Annotated in this window: 19 protein-coding genes and 1 pseudogene; 4 read left to right on the top strand and 16 right to left on the bottom strand. The window is 62.2% G+C overall.

Annotated elements, in window-relative coordinates; genetic code table 11:
• Positions 1 to 17: 17 nt before the first annotated feature.
• The 12 genes from JQ574_RS08125 to JQ574_RS08180 all read right to left on the bottom strand — a co-directional run bounded on the left by JQ574_RS08125 (position 18) and on the right by JQ574_RS08180 (position 12,374).
• Positions 18 to 1,094 (bottom strand): hypothetical protein, encoded by a 1,077-nt coding sequence (locus JQ574_RS08125; protein WP_409363386.1) that lies wholly within the window; start codon positions 1,092 to 1,094, stop codon positions 18 to 20.
• Positions 1,095 to 1,354: 260 nt separating this feature from the next.
• The gene (locus tag JQ574_RS08130) at positions 1,355 to 2,095 is read right to left on the bottom strand and encodes an SDR family NAD(P)-dependent oxidoreductase (protein ID WP_212207963.1); all 741 of its coding nucleotides are present in this window, start codon (positions 2,093 to 2,095) and stop codon (positions 1,355 to 1,357) included.
• Between the two features lie 171 nt (positions 2,096 to 2,266).
• Entirely contained in the window at positions 2,267 to 3,775 is a 1,509-nt protein-coding gene (purF, locus tag JQ574_RS08135) for an amidophosphoribosyltransferase (protein ID WP_212208037.1), read from the bottom strand.
• 30 nt (positions 3,776 to 3,805) lie between these two features.
• Entirely contained in the window at positions 3,806 to 4,435 is a 630-nt protein-coding gene (locus JQ574_RS08140) for a CvpA family protein (RefSeq protein WP_192740670.1), read from the bottom strand.
• A gap of 167 nt (positions 4,436 to 4,602) precedes the next feature.
• Positions 4,603 to 6,078 carry a DNA repair protein RadA gene (radA, locus tag JQ574_RS08145; protein ID WP_212207964.1) on the bottom strand — a complete coding sequence of 492 codons (1,476 nt, stop codon included), beginning with the start codon at positions 6,076 to 6,078 and terminating at the stop codon, positions 4,603 to 4,605.
• An 84-nt stretch (positions 6,079 to 6,162) separates the two neighbouring features.
• Entirely contained in the window at positions 6,163 to 7,308 is a 1,146-nt protein-coding gene (locus tag JQ574_RS08150) for a threonine synthase (RefSeq protein ID WP_212207965.1), read from the bottom strand.
• 61 nt (positions 7,309 to 7,369) lie between these two features.
• Complete coding sequence (locus tag JQ574_RS08155) at positions 7,370 to 8,794, bottom strand: adenylate/guanylate cyclase domain-containing protein (RefSeq protein WP_212207966.1); 1,425 nt, start codon at positions 8,792 to 8,794, stop codon at positions 7,370 to 7,372.
• Positions 8,795 to 8,912: 118 nt separating this feature from the next.
• Positions 8,913 to 9,317 (bottom strand): hypothetical protein, encoded by a 405-nt coding sequence (locus JQ574_RS08160; RefSeq protein WP_212207967.1) that lies wholly within the window; start codon positions 9,315 to 9,317, stop codon positions 8,913 to 8,915.
• A gap of 71 nt (positions 9,318 to 9,388) precedes the next feature.
• Positions 9,389 to 10,273, bottom strand: a complete 885-nt coding sequence (locus JQ574_RS08165) for a prohibitin family protein (protein WP_212207968.1) — start codon at positions 10,271 to 10,273, stop codon at positions 9,389 to 9,391.
• A gap of 132 nt (positions 10,274 to 10,405) precedes the next feature.
• Positions 10,406 to 11,131 carry a sulfite exporter TauE/SafE family protein gene (locus tag JQ574_RS08170; RefSeq protein WP_212207969.1) on the bottom strand — a complete coding sequence of 242 codons (726 nt, stop codon included), beginning with the start codon at positions 11,129 to 11,131 and terminating at the stop codon, positions 10,406 to 10,408.
• Between the two features lie 90 nt (positions 11,132 to 11,221).
• Positions 11,222 to 12,073 (bottom strand): alpha/beta fold hydrolase, encoded by an 852-nt coding sequence (locus JQ574_RS08175; RefSeq protein ID WP_212207970.1) that lies wholly within the window; start codon positions 12,071 to 12,073, stop codon positions 11,222 to 11,224.
• Between the two features lie 79 nt (positions 12,074 to 12,152).
• Positions 12,153 to 12,374, bottom strand: a complete 222-nt coding sequence (locus tag JQ574_RS08180; RefSeq protein WP_212207971.1) for a hypothetical protein — start codon at positions 12,372 to 12,374, stop codon at positions 12,153 to 12,155.
• A 244-nt stretch (positions 12,375 to 12,618) separates the two neighbouring features.
• On the opposite strand from JQ574_RS08180, the pseudogene JQ574_RS08185 reads away from it, so the two are divergent.
• A pseudogene (locus JQ574_RS08185) lies at positions 12,619 to 12,985 on the top strand (GFA family protein).
• A gap of 30 nt (positions 12,986 to 13,015) precedes the next feature.
• Here the strand turns inward: JQ574_RS08185 and JQ574_RS08190 are convergent.
• Entirely contained in the window at positions 13,016 to 13,744 is a 729-nt protein-coding gene (locus JQ574_RS08190) for an adenylate/guanylate cyclase domain-containing protein (RefSeq protein WP_212208038.1), read from the bottom strand.
• A 270-nt stretch (positions 13,745 to 14,014) separates the two neighbouring features.
• Here JQ574_RS08190 and JQ574_RS08195 point away from each other — a divergent pair, with 270 nt between their 5' ends.
• Positions 14,015 to 14,464 (top strand): cupin domain-containing protein, encoded by a 450-nt coding sequence (locus tag JQ574_RS08195; RefSeq protein WP_212207972.1) that lies wholly within the window; start codon positions 14,015 to 14,017, stop codon positions 14,462 to 14,464.
• A gap of 655 nt (positions 14,465 to 15,119) precedes the next feature.
• Positions 15,120 to 17,384 (top strand): fused MFS/spermidine synthase, encoded by a 2,265-nt coding sequence (locus tag JQ574_RS08200; RefSeq protein ID WP_212207973.1) that lies wholly within the window; start codon positions 15,120 to 15,122, stop codon positions 17,382 to 17,384.
• Between the two features lie 441 nt (positions 17,385 to 17,825).
• Here JQ574_RS08200 and JQ574_RS08205 read toward each other — a convergent pair whose 3' ends face one another.
• Complete coding sequence (locus JQ574_RS08205; RefSeq protein ID WP_212383442.1) at positions 17,826 to 19,466, bottom strand: serine hydrolase; 1,641 nt, start codon at positions 19,464 to 19,466, stop codon at positions 17,826 to 17,828.
• A 261-nt stretch (positions 19,467 to 19,727) separates the two neighbouring features.
• Between JQ574_RS08205 and JQ574_RS08210 the strand changes: the two genes are divergently transcribed.
• Positions 19,728 to 20,702 (top strand): ABC transporter substrate-binding protein, encoded by a 975-nt coding sequence (locus tag JQ574_RS08210; protein ID WP_212207975.1) that lies wholly within the window; start codon positions 19,728 to 19,730, stop codon positions 20,700 to 20,702.
• 585 nt (positions 20,703 to 21,287) lie between these two features.
• On the opposite strand, the gene JQ574_RS08215 is transcribed toward JQ574_RS08210, so the two are convergent.
• The gene (locus JQ574_RS08215) at positions 21,288 to 22,649 is read right to left on the bottom strand and encodes an IS1182 family transposase (protein ID WP_212383443.1); all 1,362 of its coding nucleotides are present in this window, start codon (positions 22,647 to 22,649) and stop codon (positions 21,288 to 21,290) included.
• Positions 22,650 to 23,061: 412 nt separating this feature from the next.
• The gene (locus tag JQ574_RS08220; RefSeq protein ID WP_212207976.1) at positions 23,062 to 23,832 is read right to left on the bottom strand and encodes an exodeoxyribonuclease III; all 771 of its coding nucleotides are present in this window, start codon (positions 23,830 to 23,832) and stop codon (positions 23,062 to 23,064) included.
• Positions 23,833 to 23,841 lie beyond the last annotated feature (9 nt).

The raw sequence follows: 23,841 nt of genomic DNA on the forward strand, positions 1-23,841 counted from the left end.
AGCTCCCGGCAATCCACCTATCGTAGCGCGTCCGATGTCAGCTTGAATTTCTGGATGCGCTTTCCGGTGTCGACTTCGGCGGTATAGACGTTGCCCTTGGAATCGACCGCCATGGCGTGAATCCAGTGGAACTGCCCGGCATTGCGGCCGCTGCGTCCAAAACTCCCGACCACGGTACCGTCGTCGCGCTTCAGCACCCGAATTTCGTTGTTTTCGCCATCAGCGCTCAACAAATAGGTCTGTTTCGGATCGGGCCAAACGGCGATGTCCCACACCGCGCCATTGCCGAGCGTGTTCTTCTCGAAGAACCACTCCTTCACGAAAGTTCCGTCCTTCTTGAACACCTGGATGCGGTTGTTGATGCGGTCGCAGACATAAACCATCCCGTCGGTGGTGAGCTTCACGCAATGCACGGGATTTGCGAATTGCTGGGCAGGCGGCGCCTTGGGATCGTAGGGCGGCTGCTTGTCGTCGTTCGGCGGCTTGCCATAGGCGCCCCAGTGCCGCTTGTAGGCGCCTGATGTGGCGTCGAACACGATGACGCGGCGGTTGCCGTAGCCGTCGGCGATGTAGATCTCGTTGGCATCCTTGTCGACCGCGGTCTCGGCGGGCTTGCCGAGTTGCGTGGTGTCATTAGAACCCTTGCTCGGCGCGATCTTGCCGATCTGCATCACGAACTTGCCGTCGAGGGTGAATTTCAGAACCGCGTTGTCATTGTCGGCGTTGCCGCCGACCCAGACAAAACCCTTTTCGTCGACTTCGATGCCGTGTTCGCGGCCGACCCATTCATAGCCTTCGCCCGCACCGCCCCAGGAGCGCAGCAGATTGCCCTCGGCATCGAACTCCAGCACCGGCGGCGCCGAGACGCAGCACTTCGATCGGGGCGGGGTCAGCGTTGCGCCCTTTTCGTCGTCGGTCAGCGAGCGCGGACGGTGAATGACCCAGATGTGGTCCTTCGAGTCGACGGCGATGCCGCCGACCTGGCCGAGGATCCAGTTGTTCGGCAGCGGCTTTGGCCAGGACGCATCGACGGCGAAGGTCGGAACATCGCCGGCGAGCGCGGGAAGTGGCATCGCGGTGACTGACATCAGCATGGCGGCGGTGACACCGGCGAGGATGGATTTGCTGAGATGTTGGATGGCCGGTATCGAGCGCGCGCGATGCATCGCCATGATGCTTCCTTCCCTGATATTCTTGGCGGGTTGCTCCCGCTTGCGCGGGCAGTCAATCGTGGGGGAAGGGAGGAGTCAACGGTATGACACCCACCGTCATTGCGAGCGCAGCGAAGCAATCCATGGCCCCCGCAAAGGAAGAATGGATTGCTTCGCTTCGCTCGCAATGACGTGGAGAGAACTCAAGCAGGCGCGCGAAAGTCCATCAGCGTGCGGGTCTTGTAATCATAGAGCTTGCCGGTCTCGGACCAATCCGGCGAACACATCGGCACGATGAATTCCGCGACCTGTTCCGGCGTATCCAGCGTCTCCGGGTCTTCGCCGGGAAATACTATGGCGCGCATCTTGGTGCGGACCGGGCCGGGGCTGAAAAGATTGACGCGCAGGTTCGTGCTTGCGGTCTCCTGCGCCCAGGCGCGCGCCAGCGCTTCGAGGGCGGCTTTCGAGGCGGCATACGGGCCGACATAGGCGCTGGCCTTGTTGGCGGCGCCTGATGTGACGAACACGGCGCGGCCGGCGTCGGACTGCCTCAGCAGTGGTTCCATGCAGCGGATCAATTGAAAGTTCGCGGTGACGTTGACCGCCATCACGTCGTTCCAAGGCTTCAGTTCTATATGGCCGAGCGGCGAGGAGGGGCCGGCGACGCCGGCATTGCCGACGAGAATGTCAATCTTGCCGTGACGCTCGTGCAGTGCCGCGCCGAGGCGGGCGATGCCGTCGGAGTCGGTGAGGTTGAGCGGCACCAGCGTGGCGCTGCCGCCGTCCTTGCGGATCTCGTCGTCGAGCTCTTCCAGCCCGCCTTGCGTGCGCGCCACCGCCACGACATGCGCGCCGGCCTTGGCAAGCGCGCGCGCGGTGGCATAGCCGATGCCGCGCGAGGCGCCGGTGACGAGAGCGATACGGGAGGCGAGGGGAGATGTCATGGAAGTGGCTCTATCATCGTCGTCCCTGCGAACGCAGGGACCCATACGCCGTGACGGTTATGATGCGAAAGGTGGTTGTGTCTAGAGGCGTCCGTAAAACGACGGCCGGTGGCTATGGGGCCCGGCCTTCGCCGGGACGACAAACCAATGGGGTCTACTAACTCGGGTCTACTAACTCGCCTCCGCCAGCAACGACAATTGCCGGGGCGACGGCTCGGTTTCGGTCTGGTCGGTGAGGTGGGTCGGGTAGGCGCCCGTAAAGCAGTGGTCCGAGAATTTTGGGTTGGCGGGATCGCGGCCGGGTTCACCCATCGCGCGGTACATGCCGTCGATCGACAGGAACGCCAGTGAATCGGCGCCGATGATCTCGCGCATCTCCTCAAGGGAATGCGTGGCGGCAAGGAGCCCGCCGCGGTCCGGCAGGTCGATGCCGTAATAGTCGGGGTAGAGGATCGGCGGCGAGGCGAGGCGGAAATGCACTTCGCGGGCGCCGGCGTCGCGCATCATGCGCACGATCTTCTTCGAGGTGGTGCCGCGCACCAGCGAGTCGTCGATCAGGATGATGCGCTTGCCCTCGATCGCGGCGCGGTTGGCCGAATGCTTCATGCGCACGCCGAGTTCGCGCACGCTCTGGGTCGGCTGAATGAAGGTGCGGCCGACATAGTGGTTGCGGATGATGCCGAGCTCGAACGGCACGCCGGAATGCTGGGCGTAACCGATCGCGGCGGGCACGCCGGAATCCGGCACCGGCACCACGACATCGACCTCGACTTGGCTTTCGCGCGCGAGCTGTGCGCCGAAGGCTTTTCGAACTTCATAGACCGAACGGCCGCCGACGATGGAATCCGGCCGAGAGAAATAGATGTATTCGAAGATGCAGGGCCGCGGCGGTTTTGGCGGAAACGGCTTGTGGCTGTGCGCGCCCTTGTCGTCGAACACGACGATTTCGCCGGGTTCGATGTCGCGGACATATTTGGCGCCGATCATGTCGAGCGCGCAGGTCTCCGAGGTCAGGATCGGGTGACCGTCGAGGTCGCCGAGTACCAGGGGACGGATGCCGAGCGGATCACGCGCGCCGATCAGTTTCTTGTTGGTCAAGGCCGTCAGCGAATAGGCACCCTCGATCGTGCGCAGCGCCTCGATAAACCGGTCGATGAAGCGGGTGCGCTTCGACTGTGCGACGAGATGCAGGATCACTTCGGTGTCGGTGGTCGACTGCATCATGGCGCCGTGGAGCACGAGTTCGCGGCGCAGCGTCAGACCGTTGGTGAGGTTGCCGTTATGGCCGACCGCGAAACCGCCGGCATTGAGCTCGGCGAACAGCGGCTGCACGTTGCGCAGGATGGTGGCGCCGGTGGTGGCATAGCGGACATGGCCGACGGCGGCATTGCCGGGCAGGCGCTCGATCACCTCGCGGCGGGAGAAGGTATCACCGACAAGACCGAGCCGGCGTTCGCTGTGAAAGCGGCTGCCGTCGAAGGAGACGATGCCGGCGGCTTCCTGGCCGCGGTGTTGAAGGGCGTGTAGTCCGAGCGCGGTGATGGCGGCGGCCTCGGGGTGGCCGAAGATGCCGAACACGCCGCATTCCTCGCGTAGCGTGTCGCCTTCGAGATCGTCCTGCAAATCGATCGGACCGGAGTTTCGGTCAAGTTGCTCGGCGGGATCGGAAGGGTTTTGCATCGCGTCCATCGCCTCTCTTTTGGCCAAGAGTTACTTGCTCGCAGGTTTCTCGATCAGCTTTTTAAGGCCGTCGCGGGCAGGTTTGCTGTAGCCATCACCGGACGCCGGGGCTGCCGGCTCGGCGTCAGTTGAATCGTCGTCGGGTTTATTCTTCTTGAATCTCTTTAAGATGGTGTTCTCAGGGTCGTCCGGCAAGAGCGCCATTAACCAATCTCCGGTTCCCTGCAGCACCATCCGGGACTTCGCCCCGGTGATCCAGTCGGGCCGCTGCTTGTCCGGAACCAGCCAGCTGAAGAACAGGAAGGCGACGACCACGATCAGCAGGCCGCGGGCGAGACCGAACAGGAACCCGAGCGTGCGATCCAGCGCGCCGATTCGGGAATCCAGGATCATGTCCGAAATTCGCACTGTAATGATCGACACCACGACCAGCGTCGCGATGAAGGTGCCGGCCACCACCACGACGGCCGCCACCGTGTCGTTATTGAAATAAGTTTTGGCGGTCGGCAGCAGTTTCGAGAAAGCATACAGCGTGACCAGGGCCGCCGCGCCCCAGGCCGCGATCGACAGAATCTCGCGCATGAAGCCGCGCACCATGGCGAGCAGCCCCGAAATCAGCATCACACCAAGCAGGACGAGATCGAGTATCGTTATCGGCATCGGCTGGTCAGGTCCGCTCGTAAATTCCTAAAGTTCTGCGAATCGGCGTGTCGTGAAAGTTCTAGGTGACGGTCATATGGCGTGTCCCGCAAGGCCGGATATCACGCCATCCCACGCGCCTTTCGCGCGCGTTGTATAGCGGCGAGGGCGGGTGACGTCACGCCGCTTTAGCCGTTCTCGCGACGGAATCGCGCCGGTGTGGCATTTTTCTCCGCTGGGCCCTCGCGATTGGCCTCCCGGTTACCCTCTCGATTGGCTCTGGGCGTGCCTCGCGCGGCAATTTCAGCGACCAGGCTGGTCAATCCGCCAACGCTGTTCAGCACCAGACCCGCGTCGCCGCCGGCCTCGCCACGCGCCGATTCGGGCAGTATTGCGCGGCCAAAGCCGAGTTTTGCCGCCTCCTTCAGCCGCGCCGAGGTTTGCGCCACCGGCCGGACGGCGCCAGACAGCGAAATCTCGCCGAAATAGACCGCATCCGTCGGCAGCGGCGCGTTGACCAGCGACGAGACCAGGGCGGCGGCGGCCGCGACGTCGGCCGCGGGCTCCTGGATCCGCAGCCCGCCGGCCACGTTCAGATAGACGTCGTAGCCGGACAGTTTGACCCCGCAATGGGCCTCCAGCACCGCCAGCACCATCGAGAGCCGGCTCGGGTCCCAGCCGACCACAGCGCGCCGGGGCGTGCCGAGGGTGGTCGGCGCCACCAGCGCCTGCAATTCCACCAGCACCGGGCGGGTGCCCTCGATGCCGGCGAACACAGCGGTGCCGGGACTGCCGAGGTCGCGCTCCGACAGGAACAATTCCGAAGGGTTGGAAACCTCGCGCAGGCCGAGGCCGGTCATCTCGAACACGCCGATTTCATCGGTCGGGCCGAAGCGGTTCTTCGCCGCGCGCAAGATGCGGAATTGCTGCGAGCCTTCGCCCTCGAACGACAGCACCGCATCGACCATGTGCTCGACCACGCGGGGGCCGGCGATCTGGCCGTCCTTGGTCACGTGCCCGACCAGGATTATCGTGGCCCCGGATTTCTTCGCAAACCTGATCAGCGCCTGCGCCGAGGCGCGGACCTGGGTCACCGTTCCCGGTGCTGATTCCACTGTATCGGTCCACATGGTCTGGATCGAATCGATCACGATCAGGCGTGGCACCGCGCCCTCGGACAGCGTCGAGACGATGTCTTCGACGGAAGTCTCGGCCGCAAGCTGCACCGGCGCGTCGGCAAGGCCGAGCCGTTCGGCACGCAGCCGCACCTGAGCGACGGCTTCTTCGCCTGAAATGTAGACCGCGCGATGCCCCGCACGCGCCATCATGCTGGTGGCCTGCGTCAGCAGCGTCGATTTGCCGATGCCGGGATCGCCGCCAACCAGCAACACCGAGCCGCGGACGAAGCCGCCGCCGGTGACGCGATCGAGTTCGACCATGCCGGAGGAGAGTCGGGGCGCGTCCTGGCTCTTGCCGGTGAGCGATTCCAGCGCAAAAGTTCTCCCCCTGCGTTTGGAGCGGATCGAGACCGGCATCGAGGTCGCGCCCGTCGTGTCTTCCTCGGACAGCGTGTTCCACTCGCCGCAGGCCTCGCACTTGCCCTGCCAGCGATTAAACGCCGCGCCGCAGTTCTGGCAGACAAAGGAGAGGGTGGATTTGGCCATGAAGTTCCGGTGAGGCGCTCGTTCTTATTTTGTTCTATAGCGGTTCCAGAGCCAAGTCAAAGGCTAGGAGGGCCCAAGTCGGAATCAAAACAGCTCGGCAATCGTGGACGCCGTCTTGATGCCGGTGCCTGAAATCAACAGCACCGTGTTTTCGCGCTCCTTGATGACGCCTCGCGCCGTAAGCTTTGCGAACGCCGCTGCGACGCTGGCCGATGTCGGCTCCACGAACAGGCCGAGCCGCGCGAGCCTCTTCAAGGCCGTGACGATCTCGTCCTCGGAAACGGCCACCGATTCCCCGCCGCTGTCTTTCAAGGCGTGGATCATTTCCTTGAGCCGCAGCGGATGTGCGATCGCGGTGCCTTCCGCGATCGTCTTGTGGACGGCGCGATCGATCGGCGTGTCGACGCCGGCCTGGAAGCTGGCGTCCACCGGCGAGCAATTGAGCGGTTGCGCGGCAAACAGTCTTGGCAGCTTGCGGATCTGGCCGGCGGCGAGCAGTTCGGAGAAGCCGATGTGGCAGCCGAGCAGATTGCTGCCCGCGCCGACCGGGATGATGATGTTGTCGGGCGCCGTGAAGTTGAAATCTTCCCAGATCTCATAGGCGACCGATTTGGTCCCCTGCAGGAAGAACGGCTGCCAGTTGTGGCTGGAGTAGAAGATCTCGCTGGACTGGCGGATCGCCTCGGCTTGCGACTCTTCGCGCGGACCTTCGACTAGTTGCACCTCGGCGCCATAGGCGCGAACCTGCGCGACCTTGGCGGGCGACGTATAGGCCGGAGCGAGGATTTTCACGCGCATGCCGCCGGCCGCGCCATAGGCCGCAACCGACGCGCCGCCATTGCCGGAGGAGTCTTCCAGCACTGCATCGACGCCGAGCTGGCGCACATAGGACAGCATGACCGTGGTGCCGCGGTCCTTGAAGCTGCAGGTCGGGTTGAACCATTCCAGCTTGAAGAACGGCCGGAAGCAGTCCCATTCCTTTTGCACCAGCGGGGTGCAGCCTTCGCCGAGCGAAATCGGTTTTGCAATCTCGACCGGCAGCGAGGCCCGATAGCGCCACAGCGATCGCGTGCCGCGATCGATCTCGTCTCTGGTGATGCCGGGCTGCGGGCTGATCAGCAGCGGCTTTTGCCCGTCGCCGCACCAGCGCGGCACATCCAGCGGATAACGCTCGCCGCTGCGCGGTTCGACGTAGAAGGAGTCATTTGGATATTGTTTGGATCGGGGCATTGGGTCAGCCATACGCGGGTTCAATTCTGCCGTGGCCTATGCGCCCTGACACCGTGCAAGGTCAACCTCGAACCGTGCCCTCAGCTTCGACTTCGTAACGCCGCGTCCAGATCCCGACTGGTTGCTCGAGACCGCGAATGGTCCGGGGTGGCTTTCTGACAAGGTGCAAGAAGTCGGCATCCGAGCTGCCGGTCTCTGCCCGCGCGCGCTGCACCAGTTCGTCGCTGGCCACCAGGGCGCAGCCGTAATCGCGGGTCAGCGCTTCAAGGCGGCTGGCGGCGTTCACTGCCGTGCCGATGACGGCAAATTCGAGCCGGTTCAATCCGATATCGCCCAGCACGACCTGACCGTAATGCAATCCGATGCTCACCCGAATCGGAGGTTCGTTGCGGGTTTTTCGTTCGCGGTTGAGCTCAGCGATCGATCCGATCATGGCCTGCGCGCAGCGCAGCGCGTTGCCGGCGTCGGACTCGCTGGTGAAGGGCGTGCCGAACGTCGCCATCAGTCCGTCGCCGAGATATTTGTCCAGCGTGCCGGCGTGCCGGAATACGTCCCGTTCCATCCGCTCGTGGAACTGGCGCAGCGTCCCGATCACTTCCATCGGGCTGCGGCCGTCCGCATAGGCGGTGAAATCAACGATGTCGGCGAACAGCACCGCGACATTTTGCGTTCGCACCTGTTTGAGCGGATCGTCGTTCTTGGACAGCTGTTCGACGACATTGGGCGAAAAATAGCGCGCCAAATTGGTGCGTTCGCGTTCGATGCCGGCGTGGCTGATCAAGAGGGCATTCGAGCGGCGTGCCGCCAGCGCCAGCGTCATGGCGACGATCAGGAAGACGGTGATCTGCTGGAACCTTGCGCCAAAGCCGATTGAGGAGGGGTCGATGATATCGAACAGCCTGACGTCGGTGCCGACGGCGGCCCGCACCCGTTCCGACAATGCTGCGTGGGTTTGCGGCTGCAGGTAGACCCAGCCGACGCCGATCGCCCACAGCGCCGAAGTCCAGAACCCCATCGCCACAACGGTGCGCCATGAATAGGCCAGCGTCGCGGTCGCTAGGAAAACAAAGAAGTAAATGAAGCTGTCGAACCGGTACTGCATCGCAAGTGGCCAATCGACCGTGCTCCAGGGATTGGGTACGACGGTCAGGAAGGTCATCAGCAGCAGGTCGCAAAATATCAGAATAAGCTCCTGCCACGACCGCTCAGCCTTGCCGACCTTGAGCTGCGCCCATCCGATCAGGGCAAACAGGCCGAGCATCAGGACGTAATAGAGAACTTCCCATTCCGGATTGATGATCGGCAGGGTGGCGGCCGTCACCGCCAGCGCGACCCAGCGGGCGCGAACGGCGAGCAGCAAGCCCTCGCGCTTGCTGTCGGTAAGCGCGGCCTCCGCGAATTTCAGGGTGTCTTGCTGAACGTCGGTTTTCCCCGCCACCCGCTTGCCGGGATCGGTGATAGCAGCCACATCAGCTATTGCGCTCAAGACATCGTCCCCAAGGCCGATTGATCGGATCATGCATTATGCCACGGTAACGGGCATACTTGGCGTCAGCATGATGTCATCGGCCGCATTTTTCAGATGCGGGTCGCGATGCCCGGGTTCAGCGGCCGCTCCCGGCCTTGCAGCGCAGATACGGCTTGCCGTCGATCTTGATGGTGCCGTTCGGGCCGGGCGCGAGCTTGACGGTCGCTTTCCGTGGCTCGACGCCCTTGTTGAAATAATCCCAGAATTCAAAACAGGTGACCGAGAGATTGATGCCGTCTCCGACCACGGTCTTGCGGTCGATCCGGCAGTGATTTTCATATTGGTCGACCATCGGCGCGGGCTTGCCGCCGATCGGCTTGCTCATGTCGATGAGCGTCTTGCTGTCCGGGCCTTCCTTGTTGCGGCAATCCTTTGCCGTCTTGGCCCAGAGCCCGTCAAAATTACTTTCTGCGGCGTGCGAGGCCGGCGCGGCGAGGGCGGCAGCGAGCGCGACGCCCGCCATGGTGATGACATTTCGCATGGGACCTTCCTGAGACGATGATCCCTGAGATCGCGATCCCAGGCATCACCGCTTCCGGATGTTTTCGAAGATTATTTGACCGAGACGAACGGCACCGCGGAGCCGGGTACCATGGTGGTCGGCAGCACGCCGTTCCAGCGCTCGGCCTGCACCAGGGTCACGAGGTTCGGGTTGGTGCCGAGCGCCTTGGCGCGGGCTTCGATCGCGGCGGCTTCGGCTTCGCCGGTCAGCTTGATGTTGGTGGCGCGGGCTTCGCCGTTCAGCCGCAGCGCGTCGGCGGAGGCCTGCGCTTCGGCGCGGACGGCGTTGGCCTTGGCGTTGGCTTGCGTGACTGTGATCTGAGCCTGAACCTTCTCGCGCTCGGCGTTCTGCTGCAGCTTCTGCACCTCGACCTCGGCCAGCATGCGCTGTTCGATCGAATGCAGATAGGTCGAGCTGAACTCGATGTTCTCGAGCTGCACGCTCTCGACGATGATCATCGGATCATCCTTGAGCGAAGCGGTAATGGCGTCCCGGATCGCGTTGTTGAGGGCGCCGCGCTCCTGAATGGCTTTCACCGCGGTATAGCGGCCGAACACGATCTTGACCTGCTGGTTGACGGCAGGGCTGACCACCTGATTGACCGCTGCCTGCAGCCGGCCGAATTTGGCGTAGAGATCCGTTACTTTTTCCGGCGATGCCCGCAACGTGACACTGATCTTGAGATCGGCGGGCTGCTGGTCGTAGGAATAGGAATTCATCTTGTCCCAGGAGAAGGTCGTGGTCTTGACGCTCACCTTCTCGACGCTGTCGATCAGCGGGATCTTGAAGCCGAGGCCCGGCTGTGCGGTACCGATAACAGCGCCATAGCGCAGCAGCACGCCGCGCTCGGTCTGATCGACGGTGTACCAGCTTCCGGCTGCAATGAGGCCGATGACAATGACGGCCGCGACGGCGCCGATAATGCCCCTGTTCATTTCAAAATCTCCTGTGGCTGAAAATCACTGTTCAAGCCACGCAACGTCTAAGGCCTCACCCGGAATTGGATGTGATGCACGTCACTTCGTCTCCTGGACCGCGAGGTTGGTTCAGGTCGGAAGGAACGGATTTCAGGCTGATAGAGCCGACCAAAGCAGGGAAAGCCCGGCCACCAGCATGATGCCGTCCATCAGCAGGCGAAACATCTGGGGTTGAAGGTGCAGCACGAAGCGCTTGGCGATGAAGGCCCCGAACATCAGGGAGGAGCCCGCGATCAGGCCCTTCAGCGCAACATCCGGCGTCAGTGCGCCGAAGCGTTCGAAGGTGACTGATTTGCTCAAGTAAAGCCCGAGCGAGCTTGCGGCCTCGGTGGCGAGGAACGCGCCCTTGTTCAGCCCGTAAAACAGAAACAGCGGTACGCTGAGCGGCCCGGTCGACACCACGATGCCGGTGAGATAGCCGATAACAGCGCCACCGACGGCGAGATGCCAGAGGCGCGCTTTAAGCTGGTGGCGGTCAAGCCAATGCCGCACCGGCACCATCGCGATCAGAAACAGCCCGATCGCGATATCGACGGCGTGCGACGGCAAGGCCAGCAGCGTCCGTGCGCCGAGTGCCGCAGCCGGAATTCCGGTGACCGAGTAGGCGAGGCAGGCGCGCCAGTCGACCTCACGCCACCAGGCCAGGATACGCGACAGGTTCGCCATCACGGCGGCGACCGCCATGATCGGCACGGCCTCCTTTGGCCCGTATTGATAGACCAGCACCGGCATCAGCATGATCGAGGAACCGGTGCCCACGATGCCGCTGATGGTGCCGGCGAGAAGCCCGACGGTGAGGACGAAGAGGAAACCCAAGCTCTGCTGTCTCCGCGATTCGTGGCGGCGGGAACAGCAAGCCTAGCAATTTTTGGATCACACCGGCAGCGGATCCGGACGGAAGCGGTTTCAGCGCGGCACGGACGCCGTCACCATCGCAAACGGATCGTTCGGGGAATCCTCGGGCTTGATCAGTCCCGGTTTCAACGAGCCGTCGTCATCGAGGAATTTGTGGACCAGCGCCTGAATCGTTGACTTGACGCGGTCGGAACCGCGATCGCTCAGTTCGTTGTGCTGAAACGCCGTGTTCACCACGGTGATACCGGCCTTCCGGCACATCTCGTCATCCGGGATGACGCCCGGGTCGGGTTTGAAATGCGGATCGGTGGATCGGAATGACAGGATCTTGATGTTGCCGTCGGTAATGAACGGCACCCGCAGATTGTCCAACGTCACCACTTTCTTGACCAGTTCGGGACGCCGGCTGGCGAAGTACATCGAGATATCGCCGCCATTGGAATGACCGACCAGGGTCAGGCGTCGGTAATCCGCATTCGGATACGCCTTCTTCATTTCCTCGATCGCGAACATGATGTTGAAAATGCCGCGATTATATTGCGGCCGGCGGCCGACATACTCCTCGCCGATCCTGGTCACCATCGGCTCGTCGGTTTCGATGTCGTGCTGGATGCTGCCGACCAGGTAGCCGCGGGCGGCAAAGGTGTTGGCGAGGAACGAATATTCCGTGTGCTTGACCGTGTTGCCGTGGCTGATGATCACGACCGGCAGTTCGATCATTTCGGCGGCTGCCTGCATGGCCCGGTCGCGCCGCACCGCGACGTCGACGGCAACCCGCCGGCTGTCGCGCAGGATGTCGTGCGACATCAGCGTCTCGTGGCGAATGAGCCATTTGCTGGCGGTGAAGTAGGCGACGATCGCCAGCGTGCAAAGTGAGAGAACGATCGCAACGCGGCGTTTCATTTTCTTCCCCCTCGATCGCCTGGCCGGTGAGGCCGACCGTCGCTTGCAATGCAATCACCGGACCCAGGCGTCGTCCGACTCAAGCGGCCTTGTTCGGAAGCCGCTCGGCGGTTGAAATCAGTTTCTGAAAGGCGGACGCCTTCAATCGTTCCAGGTCGCGCTCGCCGACAGCCGCCAGGGCCAAAAGATGTTCGGCAACCTCGAGGGCCGAGTGCGACTTCCGCTGACGGAAGCGGTTGTCCTTGATGACCTCGTCGAGCGCGCGCCGAAGCGTTGCGATGGTGGCGGGTTCGTAGCTCATGCCGGAGCTTTAGGCGGCCTCCTTGACAGCCACATGACCGCGGCTTGAAGGCCTGCGGATAACCAAGCCGCGCCAACGCCGTCGCGCGTTGCCAAACGATTGAAATACGCAGCATTGGTTCGTCCGAAGGTTGCGGCGAGGTCCCGGCGCGGCCAATGACATTCGCGTGAAGGGGGTGGGGTTGCCGGATGCTGACAGCATGCTGGCAGCAGGTACCGGTTATGAACGCTGCCGCCGTGTCGGAATGCCGATCAAGGGAAGCTGCCATTGCGGCCAGACGCAATTCGAGGTGGACGAGATGCCGGCCGACGTGACCCGCTTGCACCTGTTCGCTATGTTCGAAGCGCGGCGCACTATGGGCCTATTACACGCCGGCGCAATTTCGCCTGACTTCGCCGCCGGAAAACGTCGCCACTTACGAGTGGGGCAGCCGAACCATCAAACATCATTTCTGCGCCAATTGCGGCTGCGGGAGCTATGGGGAATCGCCTGATTGGTCGACCGGCAAGCCGGACTTTGAAAATCCCAAGGTTGGCGTCAATGCCCGGCTGTTCGACGACGTCGATCTCGACGCCGTGCCGGTGACGGTTATCGACGGCAAGAACCTCTGATGAGCAAGGAGCTCTGGAAGAGAGGCAGGGCTATGCCGCGTAAAGCTCGATCGGGGCATCGAATCCCTTGAGCTGGAAGGTCTTCGAATGACTGTCCTTCAAATCCGGCCGGGCGCGCTGATAGACCTCCTGCGTCACGAGAATCTGGTCGGCTTCGGCGACCGACTGCGCGCGGGAGGCGGTGTTGACGACGGTGCCGATGGCGGTGAGGTCGCGATGCGACCGGCCGAACTCGCCAAAACTGAGTTCGCCGGCGTGAATGCCGATACCAATCCCAAGGTCGCCGGCGTTCAGGCCGAGCGCGGCCGCAAGACCGTCGCGCCGTTCGCGCCAGTTGTTCTGAATATCGCGCGCCGCAAGCAGGGCATTGCGGACATGGTCGTCGCGCCGCAACGGAAAATTGAACACGGCCATGACGGCGTCGCCGATCGTCTTGTTGAGGAGGCCCTCATGCGCCCAGATCGCGCCCGCACATTCATCGTAGAACGCGTCGAGCAGGCCCGAGACGGCCTCCGGTGATTTCGACTCGGACAGGCTGGTATAGCCGCGCAGATCGGCAAACATCACGGTCGCGTCGATGGTGATCTTGCGCGCTCGCATCACCTTCGTGAACATCAGCTCGCAGATCGTGCAGGTGTTGGGGTTCATTCGGCTCGGGCGAACGCCAAATGCCCGGAACGGCACCGAGATGATCCCGCGGAGCGGCACGGGCATGTGCATCTGCTCCCAGCAGCCCTTGCAGAAACGCGAATGTTGCAGCGCCGCCATCGTTCACCATGCGTCGCAGGAGTGGCAGGTCTGTTGATCCTACAATTGGGGGCGGACGCCAGCAAGGCAGGATGCGGGTTTCCTGCGTGCCGCACCCGGCTGGCGGTTGCGGGCAAAGCTGGCAGAGCGTTTTCCAGCGAAGTGGGCAACCGGTTCGCGTCAAGAAAACGCGTCAAATCGAGAATCTAGAGCCCCGTTCCGATTTCATCGGAACGGAAAAGGCTCTAGGATCATCTCAAATCAACAAGACGGAGGATCGCCATGGACGCCGTTGCGCCGAAAGGCCCAGAGACCGCAGACACGCATTCGCATCTCGTTCGGCCGGCCGACATGGAGTGGCAGAAGACCCGTTTCCCCGGTTGCGAAGCCAAGACGCTGCTGTTCGATCGCAAGACCGGCCTCATGACCGCGCTGATGCGGTTTCAACCCGGCGCGGTGCTGCCCGACCACGAGCATGTCAACATCGAGCAGACCTACGTGCTCGAAGGCAGCCTGGTCGACAAGGAGGGGCCGGCAAAGGGCATCGAATGCAAGGCCGGCGAATACATCTGGCGCGAGCAGGGCAGCCGTCACGTCGCCTGGTGCCCAGAGGGCGGGCTGATGCTCGCGATCTTCCAGATTCCGAACAAGTTCTTCGAGGCCGACGGCCGAGTCGTCGACGCCGCGGGCGAGGACTGGGACCAGATCTGGGGTCACACGAAAAAGGGCTGACGCAGAACTTAGAACCTGATCGAAAGAGCAGCCCGCATTTTCGGACCCTTCTTCCTACCTGTCTGAAAGAGATTCTTTATTTCGTCATGGCCAGGCATAGCCGTCTGTAGGACGGCGTCGCTTCCGCTCGCCTATGCCCGGCCACCCACGTCTTTCTTGCTTGATGGAAGGCAAGACGTGGATGCCCGGCACCCGTCTCCGCCAAGGCTCCGACGAGGCCACGAATGGTCGGCTCGCCGAAGCTTTAGCGGAGGCGGCAAGGCCGGGCACGACGATGTTCCGTACATGGCGTTGTTTTATTGATCGCATTTTGAGTCAGACACTCAGGGTCCGGCGGCACGAAATCATTTCAGCTCTTGCAGCATCTTGCGTGCAGCGGCCAAAGGGCCTCAATCCGCTTGCGCTCGGCAGTTGCGACTTTTGTGAAGAGGCCGTGCTTGCGCGCGTTCTCGGAGCCCCCACCCCGACGATCACCGGCTACTTTGCATGGGGTTGTTTTCGATATTTTAGTTGGGAGCGAGGGTTCCGCCGCGGCGTCCGTCAAGGCGGCCTTTACCATGGCGCAGGTTAGCGATTCCCGGCTGCCGGGTTAAGACTTTGCTCAGGACTGATTGGCTACCGTGCAACCACAAATTGCCGGTGTGCCAGGGGGACTATGTCGCTTTTCAATGCTTCCGATCGGATTGCGCCCGACTGCGATCGGCAGGCGATGGTGGTCCGGCTGACGCCGCTGCTGTATGTCGCGACGCTGTTCGTCTCGGCGCTGCTGTTGTTCTCGATCCAGCCGATGTTCGCCAAGATGGTGTTGCCGAAACTCGGCGGCGCTCCCGCGGTGTGGTCGGTGGCGATGGTGTTTTTCCAGACCGTGCTGCTCAGCGGCTATGCCTACGCGCATCTGCTGAACCACGTGCTTGCGCCGCGTTGGGCTGCAATGTTCCACCTTGCGCTGCTCGGCGCAACCGCGACGATGCTGCCGATCGCGATCGCCCCTGGATGGGGTGTTCCGCCATCGGATGGGACGGCGCTCTGGCTGTTCGGCCTGTTCGCGGTCTCGATCGGCCTGCCATTCTTCACGCTGTCGGCCAGCGCGCCGCTGCTGCAAAGCTGGTTCGCAGGCAGCGGGCACAGCCGGGCCGGCAATCCCTACGTTCTCTACGCCGCGTCCAACCTCGGTTCGTTCGCGGCACTGTTCGCCTATCCCGTTGTCATCGAACCGTTTCTCACGTTGAAGACGCAGGCGGCGGCGTGGTCGATCGGATTTGCGCTGCTCGCCATGCTCCTGAGCCTGGTCGCGGTATTGACGTCGCGCGCGAAGCCTGTCGCCGCAAAGGTCGAGGTTTCCGACGATATCGGCGCCAGTACCGGCGAACGGATGCGGTGGATCGCTCTCGCCGCCGTGCCATCGGGGCTCGTCATCGCGGTCACTGCCTATCTGACGACCGATATCGCCGCCGCACCATTCCTGTGGGTGGTGCCGCTTGCGATCTACCTGCTGACTTTCGTCGCCGTGTTCCGCGAGCGGCCATGGATCGCCCACGCCAATGTGGTGCGCTTCGTTCCGTTCGCGGTGGCGCCGCTCGCGGTCAGCCTGATCGGCGGTGAGAAGGTGTTCTGGCTGACGACCATCGCCCTCAACCTCGTCGTCTTCGCGCTGCTGACGCTGTTGTGCCACGGCGAACTTTACGCGCGGCGGCCGAGCCCGCGGCGGTTGACGGAGTTCTATCTCTGCACGTCCCTTGGCGGGGTGATCGGTGGCGTCTTTGCGGGGCTCGTCGCGCCGCAGATCTTCAATGGCAATTACGAATATCCGATCCTGATCGCGCTCGCGCTGTTGTGCACGCCTGGCATTTTTACCGGCGGCGTCCGCAAGGTGCTGACCGGAGCGTTGCCATGGCTTGCGATCAGCGGAGCGCTGGCGCTGGTCTGGTACGTCACGCGCTATCAGCCGCCGGCAACATTTGAACTGGCCTTCCAGGTCCTGCTGGCGCTGCTGGCAGCGGCGATGCTGTTTCAGCGGCAATGGCCGATGCGCTTCGTCGGGCTCGTGGTCCTGAGTTTTGCGGTGACCGCCCTGTGGCGGCCCGGCATTGCGCCGATCGAAACCGCGCGCAGTTTCTTCGGCGTCCACAAGGTCGCGGAGATCAACGGCGGCAGTGCCCGCTTGCTCTACCACGGCACCACCATTCACGGCGCGCAGCGGTTGCGCAACGATGATGGCACGCCGGTCACCGGCCCGCTCTTGCCGCAGACCTATTACTATCCGGGCGGTCCGTACGCACAAGCCATTGACGCTGCGCGTGCCGCGCGGGGCAGCCTCGACCATGTAGCCGTCGTGGGCCTCGGTACCGGCACGCTGGCCTGTCATCGCAAGGGCAGGGAGCGCTGGACCTTCTTCGAGATCGATCCCGAAGTGATCCGGATCGCGCGCGATCCGCGTCGCTTCGAGTTCCTGTCGAAATGCGCCCCCGATGCGCCGATTGTCGCCGGCGACGCGCGCCTGACGCTGGAGGCATCAACCGACCGCTATGATCTGATCGTGCTCGATGCATTCTCGTCGGATGCGATTCCGGTGCATCTGCTGACGCGCGAAGCGGTTGCGGGTTATCTTTCAAAGCTCACGCCGCATGGTGTGATCGTGGTGCATATCTCGAACCGGTACTTCGATCTCGCGCCCGTTGTGGGTAACGTCGCGCACTCCCTTGGGCTTGTCGCCTATCTGCGGGAAGATACCAGCGCCGGCGATCTGCTGACCACGATGAAAGCCAATGCACGCCTCGTCGTCCTGGCGCGCGATGCGGCCGCCACCGGCAGCATTGCCGAAAGCTGGACGCCGTTGCAGCCGGACCGGTCGAGCGCGCTGTGGACCGACGATTACTCCAATATTCTCGGCGTCATGCTGCACAAGAAATTCGGCGGCTAGATGGCTCTCCTATCCAACCAGCGCGGCTGATCAGACAATTTCCGTTCACGATGTTAGACCGGACATCTCCATTGCGAGTGCCGAGTTCTGAAAGTGACCCGGAGCGGACTTGGCGAATACATCCTACTGGCACAAACGCTATGACTAGCGCTTACCCACAAGTGTGCCTTTTTGCTCCCAAGGACCAGGATTGAGCGTTGCGGTTGCCGTTTTTCCGGTAGAGTCTTTAGCGAAGGCAATCCGAGTGTGATCAGGCCCATCAACGAAGAATTCGCTACCCGATACCGGCTTCAAGGCCACGGCCTTACCTTTCGTGAAATCTAGAATGGGCCAGGGGCCGGTCGCCTCAGCGACAAGGCCTCCACCGTCCATCCGGATCTCTAGCTCGACATTGGGGACATAGATCGGCGCTCGCGTGACGGCGACTTCCGACGGTCCGCTCTAAGCACGAGTGAGCTTGAGCTTGACTTGGACATTCACCGGACCGCGCAGTCTGGCGATGACCTGGTTCACCGTCAGGCCGGTTACGGGGGCACCGTCAATCTCTGTAATGACATCACCTGACTTCAGCCCCGCGTTTGCCGACGGCGAATTGTCGAGCGCGCGGCGAATCCGCACCCCGCCGCCAGTCAATTCGATCTCAGCGCCAATGCCGGGTGCGCTGCTGCTCGAATTCATTTTGTCGCGCGCGCTGGACGACTGTCCGAAATCATACTTTCCGACATAGTCGTCGAGCGCGGCAGCGCCGAGCGCAATCGGCCTAGCCGGCGGCGCAAAGCCGGCGGGTTCGGGCACGCGCAACGCGCCGTAGGTCAGATTGCGAAGGGCTGCCCGGTAGAGGTTGGCTTTGCTCGGGACGACCTGAATCATCAATACCGCGGCCAGATGTTCGGCTGGATCTGCCCAGAAGAAATTGCCCCACAAACCGTTCCAGCTATAGCTGCCGCTTGATCCGGGCACATTGCTGAAGTCCGGGTTGGTGCGAACCGCGAGGCCAAGCCCCCAGGTGGATCCGACCGATGGGCCCACGAAGTTCATCGCAAACCGGACATCCGACGGCAGGGAGTTCGTCGTCATCGACCGGACCGTTTCCGCTTTCAGGATCCGCGTTCCCTCCAGTTCGCCGCCATTGAGGAGCATCTGGCTGAACCGCAGATAGTCAGCGGCCGTAGAGACCAGTCCTCCGCCGCCAGAAAGCAGTTTGCGCGGCCTCGTTACGTCGAATTGCGGATTGCGTGGCTCCGGGGCGTCGACAAGGCGATCGATCTTGTCTGGCGGCACGTAGAAGCCGGTATCGAGCATGCGCAACGGTTTGAAGATCCTGTTCTCGAGAAAGGCGTCAAACGGCTGTCCCGAGATCACTTCGATGACTCGGGCCAGTACGTCGGTGCTCCAGCTGTACTCCCCCCACACTTTGCCGGGCTGATGCGCGAGAGGGAGATTGCGAAGGCTTTTCACGAAATCATCGAGGGTTTTGTCGCGTGCGAAGACTGCGTTGGCGTAGAGCTGGTTGATCGGCGAGCCCAAAAATTGCGGCGGGTAGACCAGACCGGACGTATGTCGCAACAAATCACGCACAGTCATCGGGTGATGCTGGGCCTCAAGCGCGACGCTGGTCTTGCCGGTCGCCGCGTCAGATGTGGCGATGCCGACCTGCATGTTCGCCAATTCGGGCAAGTATGTCGTGACGGGCGCATCGAGCTCGAGCTTGCCTTCATCAACTAGAATTAGGACGGCAGCGCTGGTGACCGGCTTGGTCATGGACGCGATCCAGAAGATCGAATCTGATTTCATCGGCACGGACTTGGTGCGATCCTGAAAGCCGACGGCTTTCAGATAAGCGAGCTTGCCGCCTTTGGCGATTCCGACGACGGCGCCCGATAGATCGCCGGTATCCTTGCTGAGGAGGTCTGTCGCATCGACCCGGGCCTGATACCAGGCGCCAATGCGCTCAAGCCGCTCGGACGCGAAACCAACACTTTCGGGGTCATTTTCAGTCGTTAGCTCGGCAGCAAACGACGCAGTGGAAAGGACGGATCCTGTTGCAACGGCAATCGCGATGGCGAAGGTTTTGGACCTCATCAGGATCGGACCTCATCTCGTCTCCAAGGCGCCTATGCTCGCACGGTCCTTCGACAGAGTCATGTCTCCTTGTGGCACTTTTGAGACATACGGACCGACCGTGACGATGTCCGCTCACCGGGGAAGACCGGAAGTAAGAGAGGCGGTCAGAACGACGCGCATGACCCATCTCGGACTGACGGTTATTTCGCCACTCACCCATTCAAAATTCCGAGTTACGGGTTCATAATGTGGCGGTAGCGCGCGCCGCGAGGTAACGAAATGAATCGCCGCGATTTTGCCACGCTTCTCGGCGGCTCGGTGGTAGCGTGGCCACTCGCAACCCGCGCGCAGCAACTAGCGGTGCCACGCGTCGGCTACGTCTGGAGCGGCGCCCGCGGGACGGACGTGTACAACCAGACCGGATTCCGTCAGGGACTTGCGGACCGGGGGTACGTCGTCGGGCGCAACCTCGTTTTAGACGAACGCTACGCCGACGGAAAGCCGGAGCACGTGCCTGCGCTGATCGCCGAACTTCTCACGCTCAATGTCGATGTTCTCGTGACTCCAGGCACCCCCACTTCGCTGGCTGCGCAACGTGCAACATCCACGGTACCGATCGTCTGCATGAGTGGAGATCCCGTGAGAACGGGTCTTGTGGCAAGTCTTGCTCGACCGGGCGGCAACATCACCGGGCTGTCGCCGCTCTCCGGCGAATATGGCGTCAAGTGGCTGGAACTGCTGAAGGAGGCGGCACCGAAGGTGCATCGTGTCGCCGTGTTGTGGAATCCTGACAATCCGACGAATGCTAACCAAGTCGAACTCGTGCAGAAAGCGGCACCCGCGCTCGGTCTCGAGCTGATAGCGCTCCCGGTGCGGCCGGCGGACATCGAGAGCAGCTTCGCCGCTCTGGCAGACCCGGGCCTCGACGGCCTCATCGTCACCGACGATCCGTCTCTGATACCCCTCATCCCCCGGCTGATCGCGCTCACCGCAGAGCGGCGCTTGCCGGCGATCTATCCATTCAGCGACTCGGTCCGGCGAGGGGGGCTAATGTCATACTCGACCAACCTTTTCAAGCTATGGCAACGCGCCGCGGGCTATGTTGATCGCATACTCAAAGGGGCGCGCCCGGCGGAGCTTCCCGTCGAGCAAGCGACGGACATTACCCTGAATATCAACCTCAAGACCGCTAAGGCGCTCGGCCTCGACATTCCAAATACGCTGCTCGGCCGCGCCGACGAGGTGATCGAATAGCGATGACAATGCTGAGGTGCCTGAGTCCGTTCCTGGCACGAAACGGACCTGCCGAACCTCCCGATCCATGTCGGCTTTCGGGAGTCAAGCGGACGTAACGCTGACATCGCCAAACCGACGCGAATGACCCGCAACGGACATCATTCTACTTGCTTGTTTGCTGGGCAATCCGGATTGGATTAGAAAGGCACGGCGTAAGTGATTTTTGAGGCTGGCCAAAAAAAAATGGAAAAGCAAACTATCTGGAGAACTGCCGCCGAGTTCGCGAGATACGCGTTGGCGATCTTGTTCTTCGCGGCCGGAATTTATTTTTTGCTCGCTATGCTCCAGAGTGCCTCGTATTCGGTGCCTGCTCCGCCTCTGATGTCTGAGATTTATAAGACGCGCGCCATACTTGCTTGGCCGATCGCTCTATTGTTCTTTTCTGTTGGGGTGCTGTTCTTCATCTGTCTTAAGCCAAGGCAGAAGTAGCCAAACCTGCTGCGGTGCATGCGTCCGCTGTTGGCCGATTGTGTTGAAGAAGTCGGCGACCCAAACGATTTGGGATGTTGCAAGGAATCAGAGCGCGCGTGAGTTTGTTTGCTGTCAGGTCGGCATTGGGGCAGGCAGCGGGATCAACTTTGCCAGCTTTCGGAGGTTCTGGGCGGTGGCAGCGAGGAGGAACTCGTCTTGAGCGCCAAATGGACCTCTCAGCCTGAGTCGGTCGAGGCGCAGGATGCGCTTGAGATGTGCAAACAGCATCTCGATCTTCTTACGTTGACGCCGCGACGTCACGTAGGCCTCAGTCTTGGCGATATCGCGCGCGACGTCTCGGGCGTTCTCGTAGATTGAACGTGGGACCTTGCGGGCGGGCATCTTCGGACAGCAACGAGACTTAAGCTCGCAGGCGTCGCAGTCATATTTGCTGGCGCGATAGAGCAGTGTTGCCCCATCGTTCACCAGAGTTCCGGTTGAGGTCAGCGCGTTGCCGCCTGGACAGACGTAGATATCGGCTTCCTGATTGTAGGCGAAGTCTCCACGCGAGAACGTCCCATCGTCGCGGGCCGACTTGTCGAACACCGGAATGTGCGGCTCGATCGCGCGCTCGTTGACCAGCCACCCCAGCATCTCGGCTGAGCCGTAAGCACTGTCGGCGGCCAGGCGCTCGGGACACAGCCCGAGGCAATTTTCGGTGCGCTCAATCATTGTGCGGGCCGCACCGACCTCCGCCTGCCGGATAGCTCGCGTCGCCTCGACATCGACAATAATCGCCGCCTTTAGGTCGATCAGGTAGTTGTCGGCGTAGGCAAAGAAGGCATGCCCTTTGTGAGCGCCGGTCCATTGGGCAGCCGGATCCGACCTAGAGATGAACTTCGGTACCGTCTCGCTGGCTGCGCCCCAGGCAGCCTCATCCAGGGTATCGAGATATTCCCGGACGGATCGGCGCGTCCTGGCGACGGCCTCCCAGTCGACATCATCAGACCCGGCAGAAGAGCGCTGCTTGTTGGCATCGGCAGCAATCAGGCTGGCGTCGACAGCAAAGGCCGTCCCATCAACCAGCCCTTCTGCCATGCAGCGTCGGACCACGGTCTCGAACAGCTTGCGCAGCAGATCGCAATCGCGGAAGCGGCCATGCCTATTCTTGGAGAAGGTCGAGTGGTCCGGCACCTCGCCATCGAGGCCGAGCCGGCAGAACCAGCGGTAGGCGAGGTTCAGGTGCACCTCCTCGCACAACCGCCGTTCGGAGCGAACGCCATAACAGTAGCCGACCAGCAGCATCCGGACGAGCAGTTCGGGATCAATCGAAGGCCGGCCGGTCGAGCTATAAAATGGCGCAAGATGGCCCCGAACCTCTGACAAATCGACGAACCGGTCGATTGCCCTCAGCAAGTGAGCGGCCGGAACATGTCGCTCAAGCGAGAACTCGTAAAACAGTGCCGCCTGATCGACCAGCCGAGGACCCATCATCGATTCAAGTCTCCACCCACCAAGGGGAAATGAATCAGCGATCTCCTTCGGCTTCAACAGTCGAGTTTTTCAACACAATCGGCCCAAAGCTGACATGACGGCAGCGTCGCGAAAGGTCCGCTGTTGAGGGAATAGCGGACATTGCGAGCGATCCGCGGGCGATCGTCTGCCGCGCGCAAGCTAGCGCAATCGCGCCGGACAAGGCTGGCCGGATAAGCCAAAGGGCGTTTTGCAGAATGGGGGATGATGGATCTGTGCCGGTGATTTGCCCGACGTGTCAAAAGGTTTTCGCGGCCATGCCGGCGACCGCGGGCTGCTTTCGGGCGGCCTCGGCGTCATGCTGCGCAGAAAATTCAGCAGCGACTGCAAGAGGTTCCTTTCTTTGCATGGGGTTATTTTCGCGGTTCGCCGTCTACTTCAACACGATCCACGCTGGCGCATGATCGCTGGCGCCGTCTTCGCCGCGGATCTTGCGGTCGACGCCGGCTTTCATCAAGCGCGGCGCCAGCACCGGGCTCAGCAGCAGATGATCTAGCCGCAGCCCGGCGTCGCGCGGCCAGCGGTTGCGCTTGTAGTCCCAGAACGTGAACATCTGACTTGACGGGTGCAGGGTGCGGATTGCGTCGGTCCAGCCTTGCGCCGTCAGCGCCTTGAACGCGGCGCGGCTTTTCGGCTGGATCAGCGCGTCCTTGTCCCACGATTTGGTCGGATAGATATCCAGTTCGGTCGGCGCGACATTGTAGTCGCCGGCCAGCACCACGGGGATATCCTGCCTGATGAATTTCGCGGCGTGCGAGCGCAACCGTTTGAACCAGTCGAGCTTGTAGTCGAATTTCGGCCCGGGCTGCGGATTGCCGTTCGGCAGATAGAGACTGGTGACGATGATGCCGCTCACGGCCGCTTCGATGTAGCGCGCCTCGTCATCCCTGGGGTCGCCGGGCAGGGCGGTCCGCGTCAGCACCGGCTCGGCGTTGTGCGCCAGGATGGCGACGCCGTTCCAGGTCTTCTGGCCGCGCCACACCGCGCCATAGCCGGCCTTCTCGATTGCAGCAGCCGGAAAATCGGCGTCGGTCGATTTCAACTCCTGCAACGCCACGACATCGGGTTTTGCCGAACGCAGCCAACGCAGCAAGTTGGGCAGGCGGCGATTGACGTTGTTGATGTTGAAGGTCGCGATCTTCATGCCTGACAG

The sequence above is a fragment of the Bradyrhizobium sp. AUGA SZCCT0158 genome (genome assembly GCF_018130065.1).
Lineage (GTDB): Bacteria > Pseudomonadota > Alphaproteobacteria > Rhizobiales > Xanthobacteraceae > Bradyrhizobium.